This is a genomic window from Flagellimonas zhangzhouensis, from assembly GCF_900102925.1.
Lineage (GTDB): Bacteria > Bacteroidota > Bacteroidia > Flavobacteriales > Flavobacteriaceae > Flagellimonas > Flagellimonas zhangzhouensis.
Window position 1 is genome coordinate 1,280,058 of the sequence record NZ_FNKI01000002.1, and the last position, 16,066, is coordinate 1,296,123.

Consider the following 16,066-nt stretch of genomic DNA (forward strand, 5'->3'; position numbering starts at 1 on the left):
CACAATAAATCCGTGTGTGTTGGTTACATTTGCAGGAGATGACCTCAATCCTCCACAAAAAAACCACCTTTTTTCTATCCCTGATTTTAGCCATTGGGATACTTGCTCCCTCGGTTATAAAATTAGGACATGCCATTTATGAGCATAATTCGGAAAAACAATGTGTTGCCCAAGGCACTATACACATTCATGATGGAGATTTGGATTGCGACTTTCATGATTTCAATCTGGCCTCCAAGGTCCTTTTCTCCCCTGTTTTTGAAAATGTAACTGTTGAAGCACCTCATTTGGCACTTCAAACCGAATTTTACATTTCTTCTTTTAAACCCCATAAATTTTCGTACCACGCTCTTCGGGGTCCCCCAGTTGTTTCTTAATTATCGGATTTTAATTTTTTAAACCTTTTAATTTTTACAATGAAACAACTTTATTTTTCAATGCTTTTTGCATTGATACCTTTATCTATATTCGCACAAAATACAATTACAGGAACCATCACCGATGCCGATAGTGGTGCACCTTTGGAGCAAGTTTCCGTTTACATTCCCCAATTGGAAAATGGTACCGTTACTGATGAAACTGGTCATTTCACCTTAAAAAACTTACCAGAAGGCAATTATAAATTGGTGATTTCTTATATAGGTTTTGAAACCTATTCTGCCACTTTTGAAATTGCATCAGGCACCAACAATTTTGATTACCAAATGGTAGCTTCGGCTATAGAAATGGATGAAGTAGTACTTTCCACCCCTTTCCACAAATTACAACGTGAAAATGTGATGAAAGTGGAGCAAAAATCCATGGAAGAACTCAAACAGCAAGGTGGAATTACACTTTCGGAAGGAATTACGAACATTCCTGGGGTGTCTTCTGTATCCACAGGTGTGGGAATCGGGAAACCTGTGATTCGGGGATTGAGTTTTAATCGTGTTTTGGTCTATACCCAAGGAGTTAGACTGGAAAATCAACAATACGGCGGGGAACACGGACTTGGAATAAACGACGCAGGTATTTCTAGCGTAGAAGTAATCAAAGGGCCAGCATCTTTGTTGTATGGTTCAGATGCGCTTGGAGGTGTTCTTTATTTGAATCCTGAGAAATTTGAAACCTCAGGAGAAACTTCGGGCGATGTAAACATGAGGTATTTTACCAATACTTTAGGGTACAATGCCAATGCAGGATTTAAAACTTCTGGTGAAAAACTTAAGTTTTTGGTTCGTGGAGCCTATGCTTCCAATGCCGATTATGAAACTGGAAATGGAACCAGTGTAACCAATTCAAGATTTAACGAAGCCGACTTAAAAACAGGTTTGGCTTACCAAGCATCCAAGTTTAAAACAGAACTTCGATATAACTATAATGCTTCAGAACTAGGAATTCCCGAAGAAATCGGTGTTCAAAATAACGACAGGGAGCCATTGGAACCCTATCAAGAGCTTTCAACCCATATTATAAGTTCCAAGAACAGTTTCTTTTTCAAAAAATCGAGTTTGGATGCAACTTTCGGATACACCATTAACAATCGAAAGGAATTTGAAGAGCATCATCATGAGGAGGAAGAAGGTGAAGTGCACGAAGAAGAAGAACATGAGGAAGAAGAAGGTGCAGCCTTGGATATGCGTTTGAGTACGTTTAATTACAACATTCAGTTTAACCCACATTGGGGTAAAATGACCACCATCTTCGGCATTCAGGGAATGCACCAAAAAAATGAGAATTTTGGGGAAGAAGTATTGGTGCCAGATGCCATAACCAACGATTTTGGGGTATTGGCCACATCTCATATACATTTTGATAAAAGCGACCTTCAATTGGGACTGCGTTATGATATTAGATCTTTAAATGGTGAAGCAAGTGGAATCGAGGGCGACGAAGAATACATTCCTGCTTTGGATAAAAATTTCAGCAGTTTTAATGCCGCTGTTGGCTACCGAATGGATTTGACCCAAAATATTATGGGGCGTTTAAATTTGGCTACTGGATTTAGAGCTCCTAACCTATCTGAATTATCTTCAAACGGATTGCACAGTGGCGCCAATCGTGTGGAAATCGGAAATCAAGATTTGGATAGCGAGCAAAACTTTCAAATTGATTTGGCTTTTGAATATGCCAACAAACATGTGGAAGCTTACGTGAATACGTTCTACAATATTGTAAACGATTACATTTATTTAGAGCCAAAAGGAGAATTTAGGGATTTGGACCCTGTTTACGATTTTCAACAACAAAATGCGATTTTATACGGTGGTGAATTTGGGTTCCATTTGCACCCACACCCAATTGATTGGTTGCATTTAGAGAGTAGCTACGATATTGTTTTTGGAGAATTGGACGACAATACCAATTTACCTTTGATTCCTGCCAACCGTTGGACAAACACATTTAGGGTAGAATGGAAAAAAAGAAACCAAGATTATAAATGCTATGCCTTCGTAACGGTTCAAACCAATTTTGACCAAAACAAGGTGGCAGAGTTTGAAACCCCTACGTCTCGCTACAACTTATTTAATATTGGTGTTGGTGGTGATATGAAAATCTTCAATCAAAAGGTGGGCTATTCCATTACAGGGAACAACATTTTTGACAAGGACTATATTTCTCATTTATCACGTTTAAAAGCAGATGGAATATCCAATATTGGAAGAAATATCTCTTTGAATTTGAGTGTTCCGTTGTAGAATTAATGATTGTTAATAATTGAAAACTCGTCAATTCGAGTAATTTATGAGTGAATCGAATAAATTGTATCGAGAATAAGAATTTTGAATTCAGTAAACAGTTCTCGATACATTTTCGTCGGAAACACTCGAACTAACACTATAAATTTCAAGGTCAATCTTTTTTAGGTTGACCTTTTTTCTTGCTCAAAAGATAGGTGTAAATCCAAGTCAAAGTAAAAGTTGGAATCACATCCAAACCAGGAATAAGCTCTTCGGTAAAAGCGATCATACCTGCAGCTTGCCCTACCCTTCCCTTGTACAGTCGAGTCATAAGCCATCCTGCAACGGGAGCCCAAATTACATCAGAAAACTCCCCGATACCTGGAATGATAAAGGAAATCATCCCAATACCATCAAACAATAACCCCAATAAAAGATTACGGTATTTATCGTCTTTCTCTTTTGTCATGAATGAAAAATAGGAATTCCCACCGACTTGGAAAAATCACTTATGATAAATCGGCACTGATGAGCTTTAAGAATTCATTTCGGGTTTCAATTTTTTCAAATTGCCCTCTAAATCCTGATGTTGTGGTCACGGAGTTTTGTTTTTGTACCCCACGCATCATCATGCACATATGGGCGGCTTCAATAACCACGGCAACCCCTTTGGGTTTTAAAGTATTGTTGATGCATTCCAAAATATCGTGTGTTAAGCGCTCCTGAACCTGTAATCTTCTTGCAAAAACATCAACCACACGAGGAATTTTGCTCAAGCCCACAATATGACCGTTGGGGATGTAAGCGACGTGGGCCTTTCCGAAAAACGGCAACATATGATGCTCACAAAGGGAATACAGTTCAATATCCTTGATAATGACCATGTCGTCGTAGCTTTCCGCAAACATGGCGCCTCTTAATATTTCCTCGGCATTCTGTTTGTAACCTTGGGTCAAATAAAGCATAGCTTTGGCAGCACGTTCGGGGGTTTTTATAAGTCCCTCACGCTCCACATCCTCCCCAATATCGTTCATAATATTGGCGAAATGCTCCTTCACCTCATTGGTGATTTCCATATTGTATTCCTCAAGCTGTCTATAAGGTGCCATGCTGTATTTTATTTGAAAAGTAAGTGTTTAACTTTTTGATTTTTGGATCTATAATAACTTGGCAATATGGTTGTTGCCTGTGATCGTTATAATAATTTTGATGTTCCTCCTCCGCCAAATAAAATGGCTTTTCCTCCGAAATAGCAGTAACAATTGGTGATGCAAAGATGCCTTCTTTTTCCAACAATGCAATGAATTCCTCTGCCCATTGTTTTTGTTGTTCTGAAGTATAAAATATTTCACTTCTGTATTGAGTTCCCACATCATTCCCTTGTCTATTCAACGTTGTGGGATCGTGGGTTGCAAAAAACACCTCCAACAATTCCGTATAACTAACTTTTTCAGGGTTAAAAGTGATTTTAATCCCCTCAGCATGACCAGTTCTTCCAGTACATATTTCACGATACGCTGGATTTTTTATCGTTCCTCCTGTATACCCTGGAAGAACTTCCTCTACTCCATTGAGTCGTTGAAAAACTGCTTCGGTACACCAAAAACATCCGCCAGCGAAAATTGCGGTTTCCAATTGTGTGCTATTTTGTTTATTCATTATTAATCAAAGTTAAACAATATTTGATTGAGAAAATTAATTCTAACTAATATTTATCATTTGCTTAGTCGAATTTATATTCAGAAAATACAATCTTTGCGATATAACAGTAATGATTATCTTCGACCAGCGAAGTTGTATTTATGATTAAGGCCACAAACATTCAGAAAAGTTACGGAGATCTTAAAGTTTTAAAAGGCGTTGACCTTGAAATAAAAAAAGGCGAAGTGGTGTCCATTGTAGGGGCCTCAGGAGCAGGAAAAACCACCCTATTGCAAATTTTGGGTACTTTGGACAGTCCATCAAACACCGCTGAAAGCACCTTGTTGATCAATGAAATCAATACAACCCAACTGAATGACAAAAGTTTGGCCAAGTTCAGGAATGAGCATATTGGATTTATCTTTCAATTCCATCAGTTATTGCCTGAGTTTACGGCCTTGGAAAATGTTTGCATCCCAGCTTTTATTAAAAAAACACCTAAAGCCGAAGCAGAAACCCGAGCTAAAGAATTATTGGACTTTTTAGGATTGAAAGACCGTTATCACCACAAGCCAAATGCGCTTTCAGGAGGGGAACAACAGCGCGTAGCTGTTGCACGTAGCCTTATGAACAATCCCTCCGTGGTTTTTGCCGATGAGCCCAGTGGAAATTTGGATTCTGAAAGTGCAGACAATCTACATAAACTGTTTTTTCAATTGCGGGATGAATTCGGACAAACCTTTGTTTTGGTGACCCATAATCGGGAATTGGCCGATATGGCCGACAGAAAATTGACCATGGTAGATGGTGTGATTGTTTCCAAGGATTGATATGACCAAAGCGGAGCTCAAAGAATTTTTGGATGCCAAAGTGCAGGAGTATAACAATCCCAAATTTTTGGAGGACGACCCCTTGCAGATTCCACACTTATTTTCTCAAAAAGAAGATATTGAAATCAGTGCCTTTTTAACTTCTACCATTGCGTGGGGAAACAGAAAAAGCATCATTAATAACGCCACAAAATTAATGGTGTTGATGGGCAACTCACCCTATGATTTTGTGATGAGCCATTCTGAGGAAGATTTAGAGTCCCTCTCCCCTTTTGTACACCGCACTTTTAATGGGATTGATTTGGGTTACTTTGTAACTAGCTTGCAAAATATCTATAAAAATCATGGTGGATTGGAAACAGTCTTCACAGATCATCAGACCAAGGATTCCATGCAACCTTCCATATCCAAATTCAAGGAAGTATTTTTTGAATTGCCTCACCAAAACAGAACCAAAAAGCACGTTTCCGACCCCAATAAAGGTTCGGCCGCAAAACGCATTAACATGTTTTTACGTTGGATGGTTCGTGACAATAGTACAGGAGTAGATTTTGGCATATGGAAAGACATCGAAACAGCTAAACTTTCCTGTCCATTAGACGTGCATTCAGGAAATGTGGCTCGCAAACTTAAATTGCTGAAGCGCAAACAAAACGATGCTAAAGCATTATCTGAATTGGATAAAAACCTACGAAAATTGGACCCTACCGATCCCGTGAAATACGATTTTGCCCTTTTTGGTTTGGGGGTTTTTGAAAGGTTTTAATAGTTTTCTCTTAGATACGTAAATCAAAATTCATTTTCAGCCTAAGAATCTGCCTTTTAGCCCATTAAAATAGTATCTTAATCGGACTAAACATAACCATAATTTTACCAATCTATGAAAAACCAATCTCTTTTGGCAATTTTATTGCTTTGTGTCACCTTAGGATTTTCACAAACGGATAAACGATTAAAAAATATTGAAAAAGTATTTGAAGATATTTTAGAAGCCACACATGCTCCTGGTTTTGCTGTTGCTATAGTTGAGGGCGATAAAACTATTTATGCGAAGGGCTTTGGATATAGGGATGTTGAAAATAAAATTCCAATGGACGAAAACACCTTGTTGGCCATTGGTTCCTCTTCCAAGGCATTTACCAGTGCAATTTTGGGTCAACTTCGAAACAACGAGGCTTTAACTTTTAACGATAGCCCCATCGAATATATTCCTGAACTTCGATTTTATAACAACCAATTAAATGGCAATATAAATATCAGGGATTTAATGAGCCATCAAACAGGAATTCCTAGACACGATGGTTCCTGGTACCTCTTCCCTACTTTTAATCGCGATAGTTTGGTCCAAAGAATTCAATATCAAGAACCATTTACTGGGTTACGTCAAAAATGGCATTACAACAATTTTATGTTCTTGCTGCAAGGTGTTATCGCGGAACGAATCACAGGAAAATCATGGGAAGAAAATATACAAGAACGTTTTTTTAGACCGTTACAAATGAATCGTTCCAATGTGTCCATCAAAGAATTGGAAAATAGCGAAAATGCCGCCTTGGGTTATGAATATTACAAAGACAGCATCACCCGAAAAATGGATTATTACCGCATTGCTGCCATGGCACCTGCAGGAAGTATTAACAGCAGTGTATCTGAAATGGCCAATTGGTTAAAAGTTTGGATCAACAATGGAAAATTCAAAGATTCGACCATACTTCCTGAAAATTATATGAATGAAGCCATGAGCTCCCAGTCCGTTATTTCTTCTGGATTCCCTAGTGACGAAAATCCAGATTTATTTTTATCCAATTATGGGTATGGTTGGATGATCAGTTCATACCGAGGGCATTATCGTGTGGAACATGGCGGAAATATAGATGGATTTTCAGCCAGTGTGGCTTTTTATCCCACAGATAGTCTCGGGATAGTGGTATTGACCAACCAAAATGGCTCAAGAGTTCCCTCCATGGTCAGAAATACGGTTGCGGACCGAATGTTAAATGAAAAAAAGGGAGATTGGGTGGCTTGGTTCAACGATTTAAAGGAGAAACAACAAAAAGCTTCCGAAGCTGCAAAAAAGGCATCCGATTCCACTGAAATAATAAATACAACACCCAGCCATGACCTAAGTGCTTATACAGGATATTATGAAAATCAAGGGTATGGTCGTTTTGAAATCACAAAAGAATCCGATTCACTTTTTGCGCATTTTAAGTTGATCAAATTTTATTTAAAACATAAGTATTATGACATTTTTGAACCTTTGGAAGTAACATCTACAGGTATTGAAGAATTTGATGAACTCCCTGTGAAATTCAATTTTTCTACCAACAATTCTGGCGATATCTCTTCCGTGAACATAAATGTGGAACCCTCTTTAGACCATCCGATTGAATTCAAAAGAGAACCCAAAGCACTGGATATTGATGTGTCTGAATTGAAAAAATACGAAGGAACATATGAGCTTACTGGAATAGAAATTAAAGTCTACATTAAGGGTGAAGGACTATATATGTTTGTCCCTGGCCAGCCAGAATATAATCTGTTGGCTACAGGTGAAGATGGTTTCAATATAAAAGGACTGGAGGGATTCAAGACTAAATTTAGAACCTTGGATAATGATATGATGAAAGAATTAGTTTTGATTCAACCCAATGGAACTTTTGTAGCTACGAGGAAGTAACAAAATCTAAGGCTATCCCCCAAACCCAAATTCAGGTTCAAAATCCAATGCAATTTTCTGTCCACCTTTGGCTATGGATTCATAAATGGCCTCGACAATCATCATATCACGTTTACCCATTTCGCCTGGGGCTATGTTGGGTTCATCAAATAAAACATGTTTGGCAAAATCGTCCATTTGAAGTTTTTGTTGGCTCTCGTGTGGAAATTTAAGCACATCACCTTTTGACGTTTCTCCGCTCAATGGTCCATAATTGTTTGCTGGGTTTAATCTAAACCAACCTGATGTTCCTGAAACATACATGGCATTTGCATTGAAATTATGAGAGGTAGAAATATTACCAATTGCTCCACTAGGGAACTCAAATTGCGCGGTAATGGTTTCATCCGTTTCTTTAAAATATTCAGGGCGTGTACTAAATTCTTGGGCTGAAACCGAAATAGGATTTTCACCTGTTCCATAAATGGCACTTTGAATAGCATAAACGCCCATGTTCATCAAGGCTCCACCACCAGATAAGGCCTTATTCAATCGCCATTGGTCAGGATTTCCTCCAGAGCGATACGCTGCATCCGCTGACACAAAATTGATATCGCCAAAGGTTTTTTCCTTAACAAACCGCTTCACTTGTTGCGTATATGGTTCTGACTGCAAACGATATCCCATTCCTAATTTCACTCCTGCCTCCTTGCAGGCATTGATGATGGCATCACACTCCTCAACACTAACGGCCATAGGTTTTTCACAAATCACATGCTTTCCTGCTTTGGCTGCACGAATACAAAATTCGGCATGCATACTATTGGGCAACACCACATAAATGGCATCGATATCAGGGTTATTAGAGATCTCATCAAAATTCTTATAGTTGTAAATATTTTTGGATGAAATATTGTACTTGTCAGCCCAGATTTTCTCCTTTTCTGGCGTCCCCGTCACAATTCCAGCCAAATGACAATGTTGGGTATCCTGCAACGCTGGAGCCAATTGATAGGTGCTATAACTCCCAAGTCCAACCAAGGCAATGCCCAAACTTTTTTTATCTTGATTTGCACCTAACGCACAGGCAAATGGAGTTGCAGATAGAATGGCGGCACCACCAATGCCTTTGACAGTTATACTATTAAAGTTTCTTCTGGATATTTTGTTCATGGCCTTAGGATTTAGTGAGTTTTCATTTAAAATTAAGGATAATCACCTAAACTTGAATTTATTGAAGCATTTACAATTCTTTTAACAGTTTAAGCCATTCCAAAATTCTTACTTTTAAGGTCTAGACTAATTCAACCAAAAAAAATGAAAAAATTATTATTCCTGGGGTTGTCCCTTTGCACGACCCTTGTGTTTGCCCAAGAACGAAAAATCCCCGTTGACACAACCATTACCTCCCAACATGCTGTGACCATTAATGGTTCTCGAATTGATTATACCGCAGTTACTGGTATGCAACCTGTTTGGGATGAATTGGGAAAACCAATTGCCACGCTTCATTACACCTACTACACTAAAAATGGTGTAAAGGATAGATCTTCCAGACCTTTGTTGATTTCTTTCAACGGTGGTCCTGGTTCAGGTTCCGTTTGGATGCACTTGGCGTACACTGGTCCTAGAATCCTTAAAATTGATGATGAGGGATATCCTGTTCAACCTTATGGGGTGAAAGAAAACCCATATTCCGTATTGGACGTTACCGATATTGTTTACGTAAACCCAGTAAACACGGGATACTCAAGAACAATTCCTGAAACAGGGAAAGATGTGGATCGCAAAAAGTTCTTCGGAATCAATGCCGATACAAAGTATTTATCTGAGTGGTTGAACACTTTCGTAACAAGAAACAACCGTTGGAACTCTCCAAAATATATTGTGGGTGAAAGTTACGGAGGTACCCGTGTAATGGGACTTTCCTTGGCGCTACAAAACCAACAATGGATGTACTTGAACGGGGTGATTATGGTTTCCCCTGCCGATTACAAAGTTTTTAGAGACAACGACCCCGTTTCCAGCGCCTTGAACATGCCGTATTATGCTGCAACAGCTTGGCACCACAAGAAACTTCCTTCCGATTTGCAAAGCAAAGACCTTTTAGAGGTATTGCCAGAAGTAGAAAAATTTACCATTGAAGAATTATTGCCTGCCATTGCAAAAGGTGGTTTTATCCCTGATGCGGAACGTAAAGCGATTGCCGATAAAATGGCACGTTATTCTGGCTTGGATGCCAAAGACATCATTGATCATAACTTGGACGTTCCTACCCAATTTTTCTGGAAAGCTTTGTTGAAAGAAGATGGTGGATACACTATTGGTCGTTTGGATAGCCGTTATTTAGGTATCGATAAGCAATTGTTTGGGACAAGACCTGATTATTCTCCTGAGTTAACTTCTTGGTTGCACAGTTTTACACCTGCCATCAACTATTACTTGCAAGAGGAATTGGACTTTAAAACCGACATTAAATACAATATGTTCGGCCCAGTTCACCCTTGGGATGATAGTAACGACAGCGTACGTGATGATCTACGTCAAGCCATGGCACAAAATCCTTATTTGAACGTTTTGGTACAGTCTGGTTATTATGATGGAGCCTGTACATATTTTGCAGCCAAATACACTATGTCTCAAGTTGACCCAAGCGGTAAAATGAAAGATAGATTTGATTGGAAAGGATACCGTTCTGGACACATGATGTATTTGAGAAAAGAAGATTTAAAAACAGCCAACGAAGATATTAGAGCGTTTATTTTAAGAACCCAAGCCAACGGGAAAAGCGCGAAATACTAGAAATATAGTTTTATAAAAGCTTTTAAAGCGGTGTGATTATATGAATCACGCCGCTTTTTTATTTCATTCAGTTGTATTTTAATTCCTATTTTTATCCAAACTGCACATTATGAACAAACAAAGCATCCTATGGATAATGCTCTCATTTTTAGGATTTACAATTACCTCAAAAACCATGGCCCAAGATTGGCCCAATTTGGAAAAATACGCAAAAGCAAACATGGAACTTTCCTCCCCTGCTCCTGATGAAAACAGAGTGGTTTTTATGGGCAATTCCATTACCGAAATGTGGGGCGGTGCCAACCCAGATTTCTTTACCGAAAACAATTATGTGAATCGTGGCATTGGCGGACAAACCACTCCGCAAATGCTATTGCGCTTTCGTCAAGATGTGATTAATCTGCAACCCAAAGTAGTGGTAATATTGGCTGGCACCAACGATATTGCTGGAAATACAGGCCCTATGACCTTGGAACAAATTCGAGATAACATCCTCGGTATGGTAGAATTGGCCAACGCCAACAACATTAAACCCATTGTTTGTTCCGTATTACCTGCTTACGATTATCCTTGGAGACCAGGATTGAATCCTAATATTAAGATTCCAAAACTCAATGAGCTTCTAAAAGAGGTTGCTGCTAAAAAAGGAGCCATTTATTTAGATTATTTTGCCGCAATGGCAGACGATAGAAATGGATTACCTACCGAATTGACCACCGATGAAGTGCATGTGACCAAAGAGGGTTACAAAATCATGGAAAAAATGGTCAACGAAAGCATTCAGCAAGCGTTGAAATAACATTTCCAATAACTAATTTTCACCGTTGCACAAACTTTTTGGGCATTGACACATTGAACATCAGCCATATAGCATTGTTTTGTATCTTAGTCCCATCAATCAAATCAACGTGGAACTTATTCAAAACAGGGAAACTACTTTAGCAGTTTTACCCTTTCAAATTATTGGTGTCAACGAAAACATCAGTCCAATAATAAAAGGGTTTACGGACGACCTCATAATAAATTTCTCCAAGTTTATAGGGCTGTCCGTCATCTCACAGTACTCAAGTATTGGCATTCAAGATATTTATGATTCCGAAAATATTGCAAAATTAGGAACGGATTATCTCATTACAGGAAGTTTTAGAACTACCCCTAAAGGATTCAGAATCAGTGTGCAATTGGTGCGTTCCAAAGACAATAAAATTGTTTTTGCGGGTAACCATGACGAAACCATGGATTCCATTCTAAATACCCAAGATACCATCACCCAACAAATGGTGAGTGTCTTGCAACAACAGATAAAACACGACCTCCTATCCTATTCCTATAAAAAGGAATCCGTAGAACTAGCCGCCTATGAAAATTGGTTGTTGGGGATGGATGAAATAAAAAAAGGAACGATTGAAAGCGATTTAAAGGCCCGCAATTACTTTGAAAACGCCTTAAAAATCAATCCGAACTTTGCTAGGGCATACACGGGAATTTCACTTTCCTATTTTAATGAATGGAGTTGCCAATTGTGGGACCGCTGGAATTTGAGTCAACAAGGTGCCCATGAAAATGCGTTAAAAGCCATTGAGTTGGATGAAAACGATTATGTCTCCCTTTCTGTTTTAGGACGCACCTTTGCTTATTTAGGAGAATATGAAAAATCAGAACATGTGCTACGCAAATCGCTTCGCATGAATCCAAGTGATGCTGACAACCTGATTTTGATTTCCAATTGTTTTGTGTGGTTAGGGTATCTGGAGGAAGCCGAACAATTGTACAATAAGGCAAGGAATTTAAATCCATTGCAACCTGAGGCTTATTTGTTGGCAGGAATGCTCGTTTATTTTGAAAAGGGGGAATTTGAAAAAGCATTGGCAATTGGCGAAAAAGTTTCCAATCAAGGAATCTGGACCGATTTTACGGCCTTTCTTTCCGCAATTTGCTTTCATTTAGGGCAGTTCGATAAAATGAATGAATATTGGAAACTCTATAAAGGCTATTTCCAAAAGAACATCAACAAAGGAAAAGCAGCTACCGACAAAGAAGCCGTGGAATGGCAACAGGTTGTAAATCCTTATAAGAACAAAACCCAATTAGAACCTTTTTGGAATCATTTCTCAGGAGGGACTTTGTTAAAATCCAATCCAATTCCAAGTTTAAATAAAATAGCCCAATCTGGAAGTTTTATTCAAAATGGGGAGTTTTGGGAGATTCAATATGCCAACCAAACCACAACCTTAAAGGATTGTAAAGGGTTGCATGATATTGCTCAATTACTTCAAGAACCTGAAAAGGATTTCCATTGCACGGACCTCATGGGAAGCGTTTTAATTGAAAGTGGAACTCCATTGATTGATGAAAAAGCCAAAACAGCATACAAGCAACAAGCACAAAAATTACAAGTGGCTATTGCTGATGCTGAAGAGATAGGACTCTATGAAAAAGCAGATGCGCTTCGTGAAGAATTAGAGTTATTTTCGGAGCAATTATCACAAACCGTTGGACTTTCCAATAAAATAAGAAAGACTGGCTCGTCCATTGAAAAAGCAAGGGCAGCGGTAACATGGCGAATTCGAAATACGATTAAAAAAATTGAAAAATCGCATCCGCAATTGGCAAAACATTTAACGCTTTCCATTAAAACGGGAAGTTATTGCAGTTATACCCCAGAAGTGCCCCACGACTGGATTTTTTAAAAACTTACGGCCCCACCTTACAATGTAAGTTTTAAACTTATGCCTAATAGGTAAACAACAAAACCTTTTAGACAATGTTAGAGATTTTAAAAAATTTACCGAATCCATGGGCAGTACTATCTGACCCGATTTCCTTGATTATCTTGGGCATGTATGCCATTTTGATCCTTTGGGAAGAGCTTTTTCCAGCCAGAGAATTGCCAAAAGTCAAAAATTGGAGGCTTATTGGACTTTCCTCTTTTGCTGTATTCTTTTATTTATCCACTTATTTTCCATTAATATGGGATGCTTATTTGGTGGATTATCAAATTTTTGACCTTACTTCTTTGGGGACCTTTTGGGGCGCCTTTGTTGCAGTAATGATCTATGAATTTGGATTGTATGTTTGGCACTACGCCATGCACAAAAACGATACGCTTTGGAAAGTGTTCCACCAGATGCACCACAGTGCGGAGCGTATGGACAGTTATGGTGCCTTTTATTTTAGTCCAATGGATATGATTGGTTTTAGCCTTTTGGGAAGCCTTTGTTTGGTGGTGGTTGCTGGATTTACACCACAAGCAGCAACAGCATTTATTTTGTTCACTACTTTTTTGGCCATTTTTCAACATGCCAATATTAAAACGCCTGTTTGGTTGGGCTATATTGTGCAGCGTCCTGAAGCACATGCAGTGCACCATGCCAAAGGAATTCATGCCTACAACTATTCCGATATTTCACTTTATGACATCATTTTTGGTACGTTCAATAACCCAAAGAGTTATGTGGATGAAACAGGTTTTTATAATGGAGCATCCAAACGTATTTGGGATATGTTGACCTTTAAGGATATCAATAAAAAATAAAATTTCTTGGTATGCCCTGCACACGACCTAATTTGGAAACGCATCGACCCAACCACCATTTGGAGGTATCGAACGAACAATTCATAAACGACATGGAAAAAGGAGGTTTTCCCCCAAACCTCTTTACCCATGAGGCCCATATTCGATTGGCTTGGCTTTATTTGAATCAATTTGATGAGAAAGTGGCCATTGAAAAGACCTGCCATACCATTCAAAACTTTAATCAATTACATGGAGACGGGACAAAGTTCCATTTGACGCTAACCGTTGCTTCGGTAAAAGTGGTTCAACATTTTAAGAAGAAGTCTAAAGCAACAACTTTTATCGAGTTCATTAATGAAAATCCACGTTTAATTCAAGCATTTCAATCTTTGGTGTTAAAACATTATGGTAGCAACCCGCTAACCATTGAAAATGCAAAAACGGAATATGTTGCTCCTGGCTTACTCCCATTCGATTAAAAATCAGACTGATGAGATTTTTGTTACTTTACAACATGCAAAGTGGCAAAATCAGCATTATAATTCCATTTAAAAACACCGCCCATTTTCTACCCGAATGTTTGGATTCCATCTTAAACCAATCCTATAAAAACTGGGAGGTTTTAGCAGTCAACGACCACTCCAAAGACCAAAGTTTTAATCTCGTTTCGGCCTATGCTGAAAAAGATGAACGTTTCAAGGTATTTCAAATTAAGGGAAACGGCATAATCCCAGCCTTACAAACAGGCTATGCCCAAAGTACTGGTGAATTTGTAACCAGAATGGATTCTGATGACATTATGAAACCTAATCGATTGCAGGTCATGGTGGATTCGTTATTAAAAAATGGTGAGGGTCATGTTGCTGTCGGGCAAGTCAAATACTTTTCAAAGCGTGGAATCAGTAATGGCTATGAACGCTACGAAGCATGGTTGAACCAATTAACTTCACAAGGAACCAATTTCTCGGAAATTTTTAAGGAATGTGTGATTCCTTCCCCTTGCTGGATGACCTATCGACAAGATTTTGAGGCTTGTGGAGGATTTGAACACCATAGTTATCCCGAAGATTACGACCTTACCTTTCGGTTTTATGAAGCAGGATTAAAAATTATTCCTTGTGACCAAATACTCCATTTATGGCGCGATTACAACACAAGAACTTCCCGCACGCACGAACACTACGCCCAAAATTATTTTTTGGATATTAAACTGTACTATTTCCTAAAACTGGAATTTGATAAAAACCGTCCGCTGGTGGTTTGGGGCGCTGGGTTTAAAGGAAAGAAAATCGCCTTAGGACTTAAAAAGCAAAAAATCGACTTTGTTTGGCTGTGCAATAACCCTAAAAAGATTGGCAAGAAAATTTACGGTAAGCGAATGGTTCATTTTAATGAATTGAAAAATCTTGAAAACCCTCAAAGTATAATTACCGTTGCGAATGAAGATTCTCAGCGCGAAATTGTGGGATGTTTTAATGAACTAGGGCAAAAACCTATGATTGATTATTTCTTTTTCTGTTGATTGTTGATTGTTGATTCGTTTTTCGTTAATAGTTATTGGTTGATGGTTTGTCGTTTTTCCCTGACCAAGCTTTTGTCATTCCGACAGAGCGTAGCGACGAGGAATCTCTTTTTGACTCTTAGATTTTTGGATTGTTGGATTTCAGAAATCTAATATCTTATATCTGAGGTTTAGATTCTTCGCGTTGCTCAGTATGACATACATTCACTTTTTTCTATACATCAAGTGATTATTGCAGATTAGTCATTGTTTATTGAGTAATAAGATTTCTCGAATGCTCCCTCGACTCCGCTCGGGATGACATCTCGAAATGACAATAATTTACTTTACTATTCTACTTTACCCATTGTTGATTGTTGATTGTTGATTGCTTATTGTTTATTGAACATTGATTATTGCAATCCGAATATTTTAATGCCTATCTTTGATCAAGCA

At 38.5% G+C, this 16,066-nt stretch carries 15 protein-coding genes; 11 read left to right on the top strand and 4 right to left on the bottom strand.

The window, feature by feature from the left end; translation table 11 throughout:
- Nucleotides 1-38: 38 nt before the first annotated feature.
- Both BLQ18_RS12720 and BLQ18_RS12725 read left to right on the top strand, forming a co-directional pair.
- Nucleotides 39-377 (top strand): hypothetical protein, encoded by a 339-nt coding sequence (locus BLQ18_RS12720; RefSeq protein WP_090296810.1) that lies wholly within the window; start codon nucleotides 39-41, stop codon nucleotides 375-377.
- 39 nt (nucleotides 378-416) lie between these two features.
- Nucleotides 417-2,678 carry a TonB-dependent receptor gene (locus BLQ18_RS12725; RefSeq protein WP_175443759.1) on the top strand — a complete coding sequence of 754 codons (2,262 nt, stop codon included), beginning with the start codon at nucleotides 417-419 and terminating at the stop codon, nucleotides 2,676-2,678.
- Between the two features lie 154 nt (nucleotides 2,679-2,832).
- On the opposite strand, the gene BLQ18_RS12730 is transcribed toward BLQ18_RS12725, so the two are convergent.
- From BLQ18_RS12730 to msrA, 3 genes are read right to left on the bottom strand one after another with little or no spacing between them, the layout of a single operon-like run.
- Nucleotides 2,833-3,129, bottom strand: coding sequence for a hypothetical protein (locus tag BLQ18_RS12730; RefSeq protein ID WP_090296813.1), 297 nt, complete (start codon nucleotides 3,127-3,129; stop codon nucleotides 2,833-2,835).
- Between the two features lie 40 nt (nucleotides 3,130-3,169).
- Complete coding sequence (gene folE, locus BLQ18_RS12735) at nucleotides 3,170-3,769, bottom strand: GTP cyclohydrolase I FolE (RefSeq protein WP_090296816.1); 600 nt, start codon at nucleotides 3,767-3,769, stop codon at nucleotides 3,170-3,172.
- Nucleotides 3,756-4,319: a peptide-methionine (S)-S-oxide reductase MsrA gene (gene msrA / locus BLQ18_RS12740; RefSeq protein ID WP_090296821.1), complete on the bottom strand. Its 564-nt coding sequence runs from the start codon at nucleotides 4,317-4,319 to the stop codon at nucleotides 3,756-3,758. The genes folE and msrA overlap by 14 nt, the downstream gene beginning before the upstream one ends.
- A gap of 143 nt (nucleotides 4,320-4,462) precedes the next feature.
- Between msrA and BLQ18_RS12745 the strand changes: the two genes are divergently transcribed.
- The 3 genes from BLQ18_RS12745 (at nucleotide 4,463) to BLQ18_RS12755 (ending at nucleotide 7,811) form a co-directional block, all read left to right on the top strand.
- Nucleotides 4,463-5,131, top strand: coding sequence for an ABC transporter ATP-binding protein (locus BLQ18_RS12745; protein ID WP_090296826.1), 669 nt, complete (start codon nucleotides 4,463-4,465; stop codon nucleotides 5,129-5,131).
- Nucleotide 5,132: 1 nt separating this feature from the next.
- The gene (locus BLQ18_RS12750; RefSeq protein WP_090297605.1) at nucleotides 5,133-5,897 is read left to right on the top strand and encodes a TIGR02757 family protein; all 765 of its coding nucleotides are present in this window, start codon (nucleotides 5,133-5,135) and stop codon (nucleotides 5,895-5,897) included.
- Between the two features lie 114 nt (nucleotides 5,898-6,011).
- Nucleotides 6,012-7,811 carry a serine hydrolase gene (locus BLQ18_RS12755; protein ID WP_090296831.1) on the top strand — a complete coding sequence of 600 codons (1,800 nt, stop codon included), beginning with the start codon at nucleotides 6,012-6,014 and terminating at the stop codon, nucleotides 7,809-7,811.
- Nucleotides 7,812-7,823: 12 nt separating this feature from the next.
- Here BLQ18_RS12755 and BLQ18_RS12760 read toward each other — a convergent pair whose 3' ends face one another.
- A complete protein-coding gene (locus tag BLQ18_RS12760) occupies nucleotides 7,824-8,963 on the bottom strand; it encodes a Gfo/Idh/MocA family protein (RefSeq protein WP_090296835.1) in 1,140 nt (379 codons plus the stop codon).
- A 144-nt stretch (nucleotides 8,964-9,107) separates the two neighbouring features.
- On the opposite strand from BLQ18_RS12760, the gene BLQ18_RS12765 reads away from it, so the two are divergent.
- From BLQ18_RS12765 to BLQ18_RS12790, 6 genes are all read left to right on the top strand, one after another.
- A complete protein-coding gene (locus BLQ18_RS12765) occupies nucleotides 9,108-10,592 on the top strand; it encodes a S10 family peptidase (protein WP_090296838.1) in 1,485 nt (494 codons plus the stop codon).
- 109 nt (nucleotides 10,593-10,701) lie between these two features.
- Complete coding sequence (locus BLQ18_RS12770) at nucleotides 10,702-11,391, top strand: SGNH/GDSL hydrolase family protein (RefSeq protein ID WP_090296842.1); 690 nt, start codon at nucleotides 10,702-10,704, stop codon at nucleotides 11,389-11,391.
- 109 nt (nucleotides 11,392-11,500) lie between these two features.
- Complete coding sequence (locus BLQ18_RS12775; protein WP_139150396.1) at nucleotides 11,501-13,282, top strand: tetratricopeptide repeat protein; 1,782 nt, start codon at nucleotides 11,501-11,503, stop codon at nucleotides 13,280-13,282.
- Nucleotides 13,283-13,356: 74 nt separating this feature from the next.
- Nucleotides 13,357-14,127, top strand: a complete 771-nt coding sequence (locus tag BLQ18_RS12780) for a sterol desaturase family protein (protein WP_217630554.1) — start codon at nucleotides 13,357-13,359, stop codon at nucleotides 14,125-14,127.
- Between the two features lie 11 nt (nucleotides 14,128-14,138).
- A complete protein-coding gene (locus tag BLQ18_RS12785; RefSeq protein ID WP_090296850.1) occupies nucleotides 14,139-14,588 on the top strand; it encodes a hypothetical protein in 450 nt (149 codons plus the stop codon).
- A gap of 35 nt (nucleotides 14,589-14,623) precedes the next feature.
- Nucleotides 14,624-15,631 (top strand): glycosyltransferase family 2 protein, encoded by a 1,008-nt coding sequence (locus BLQ18_RS12790; RefSeq protein WP_090296854.1) that lies wholly within the window; start codon nucleotides 14,624-14,626, stop codon nucleotides 15,629-15,631.
- Nucleotides 15,632-16,066: the final 435 nt, after the last annotated feature.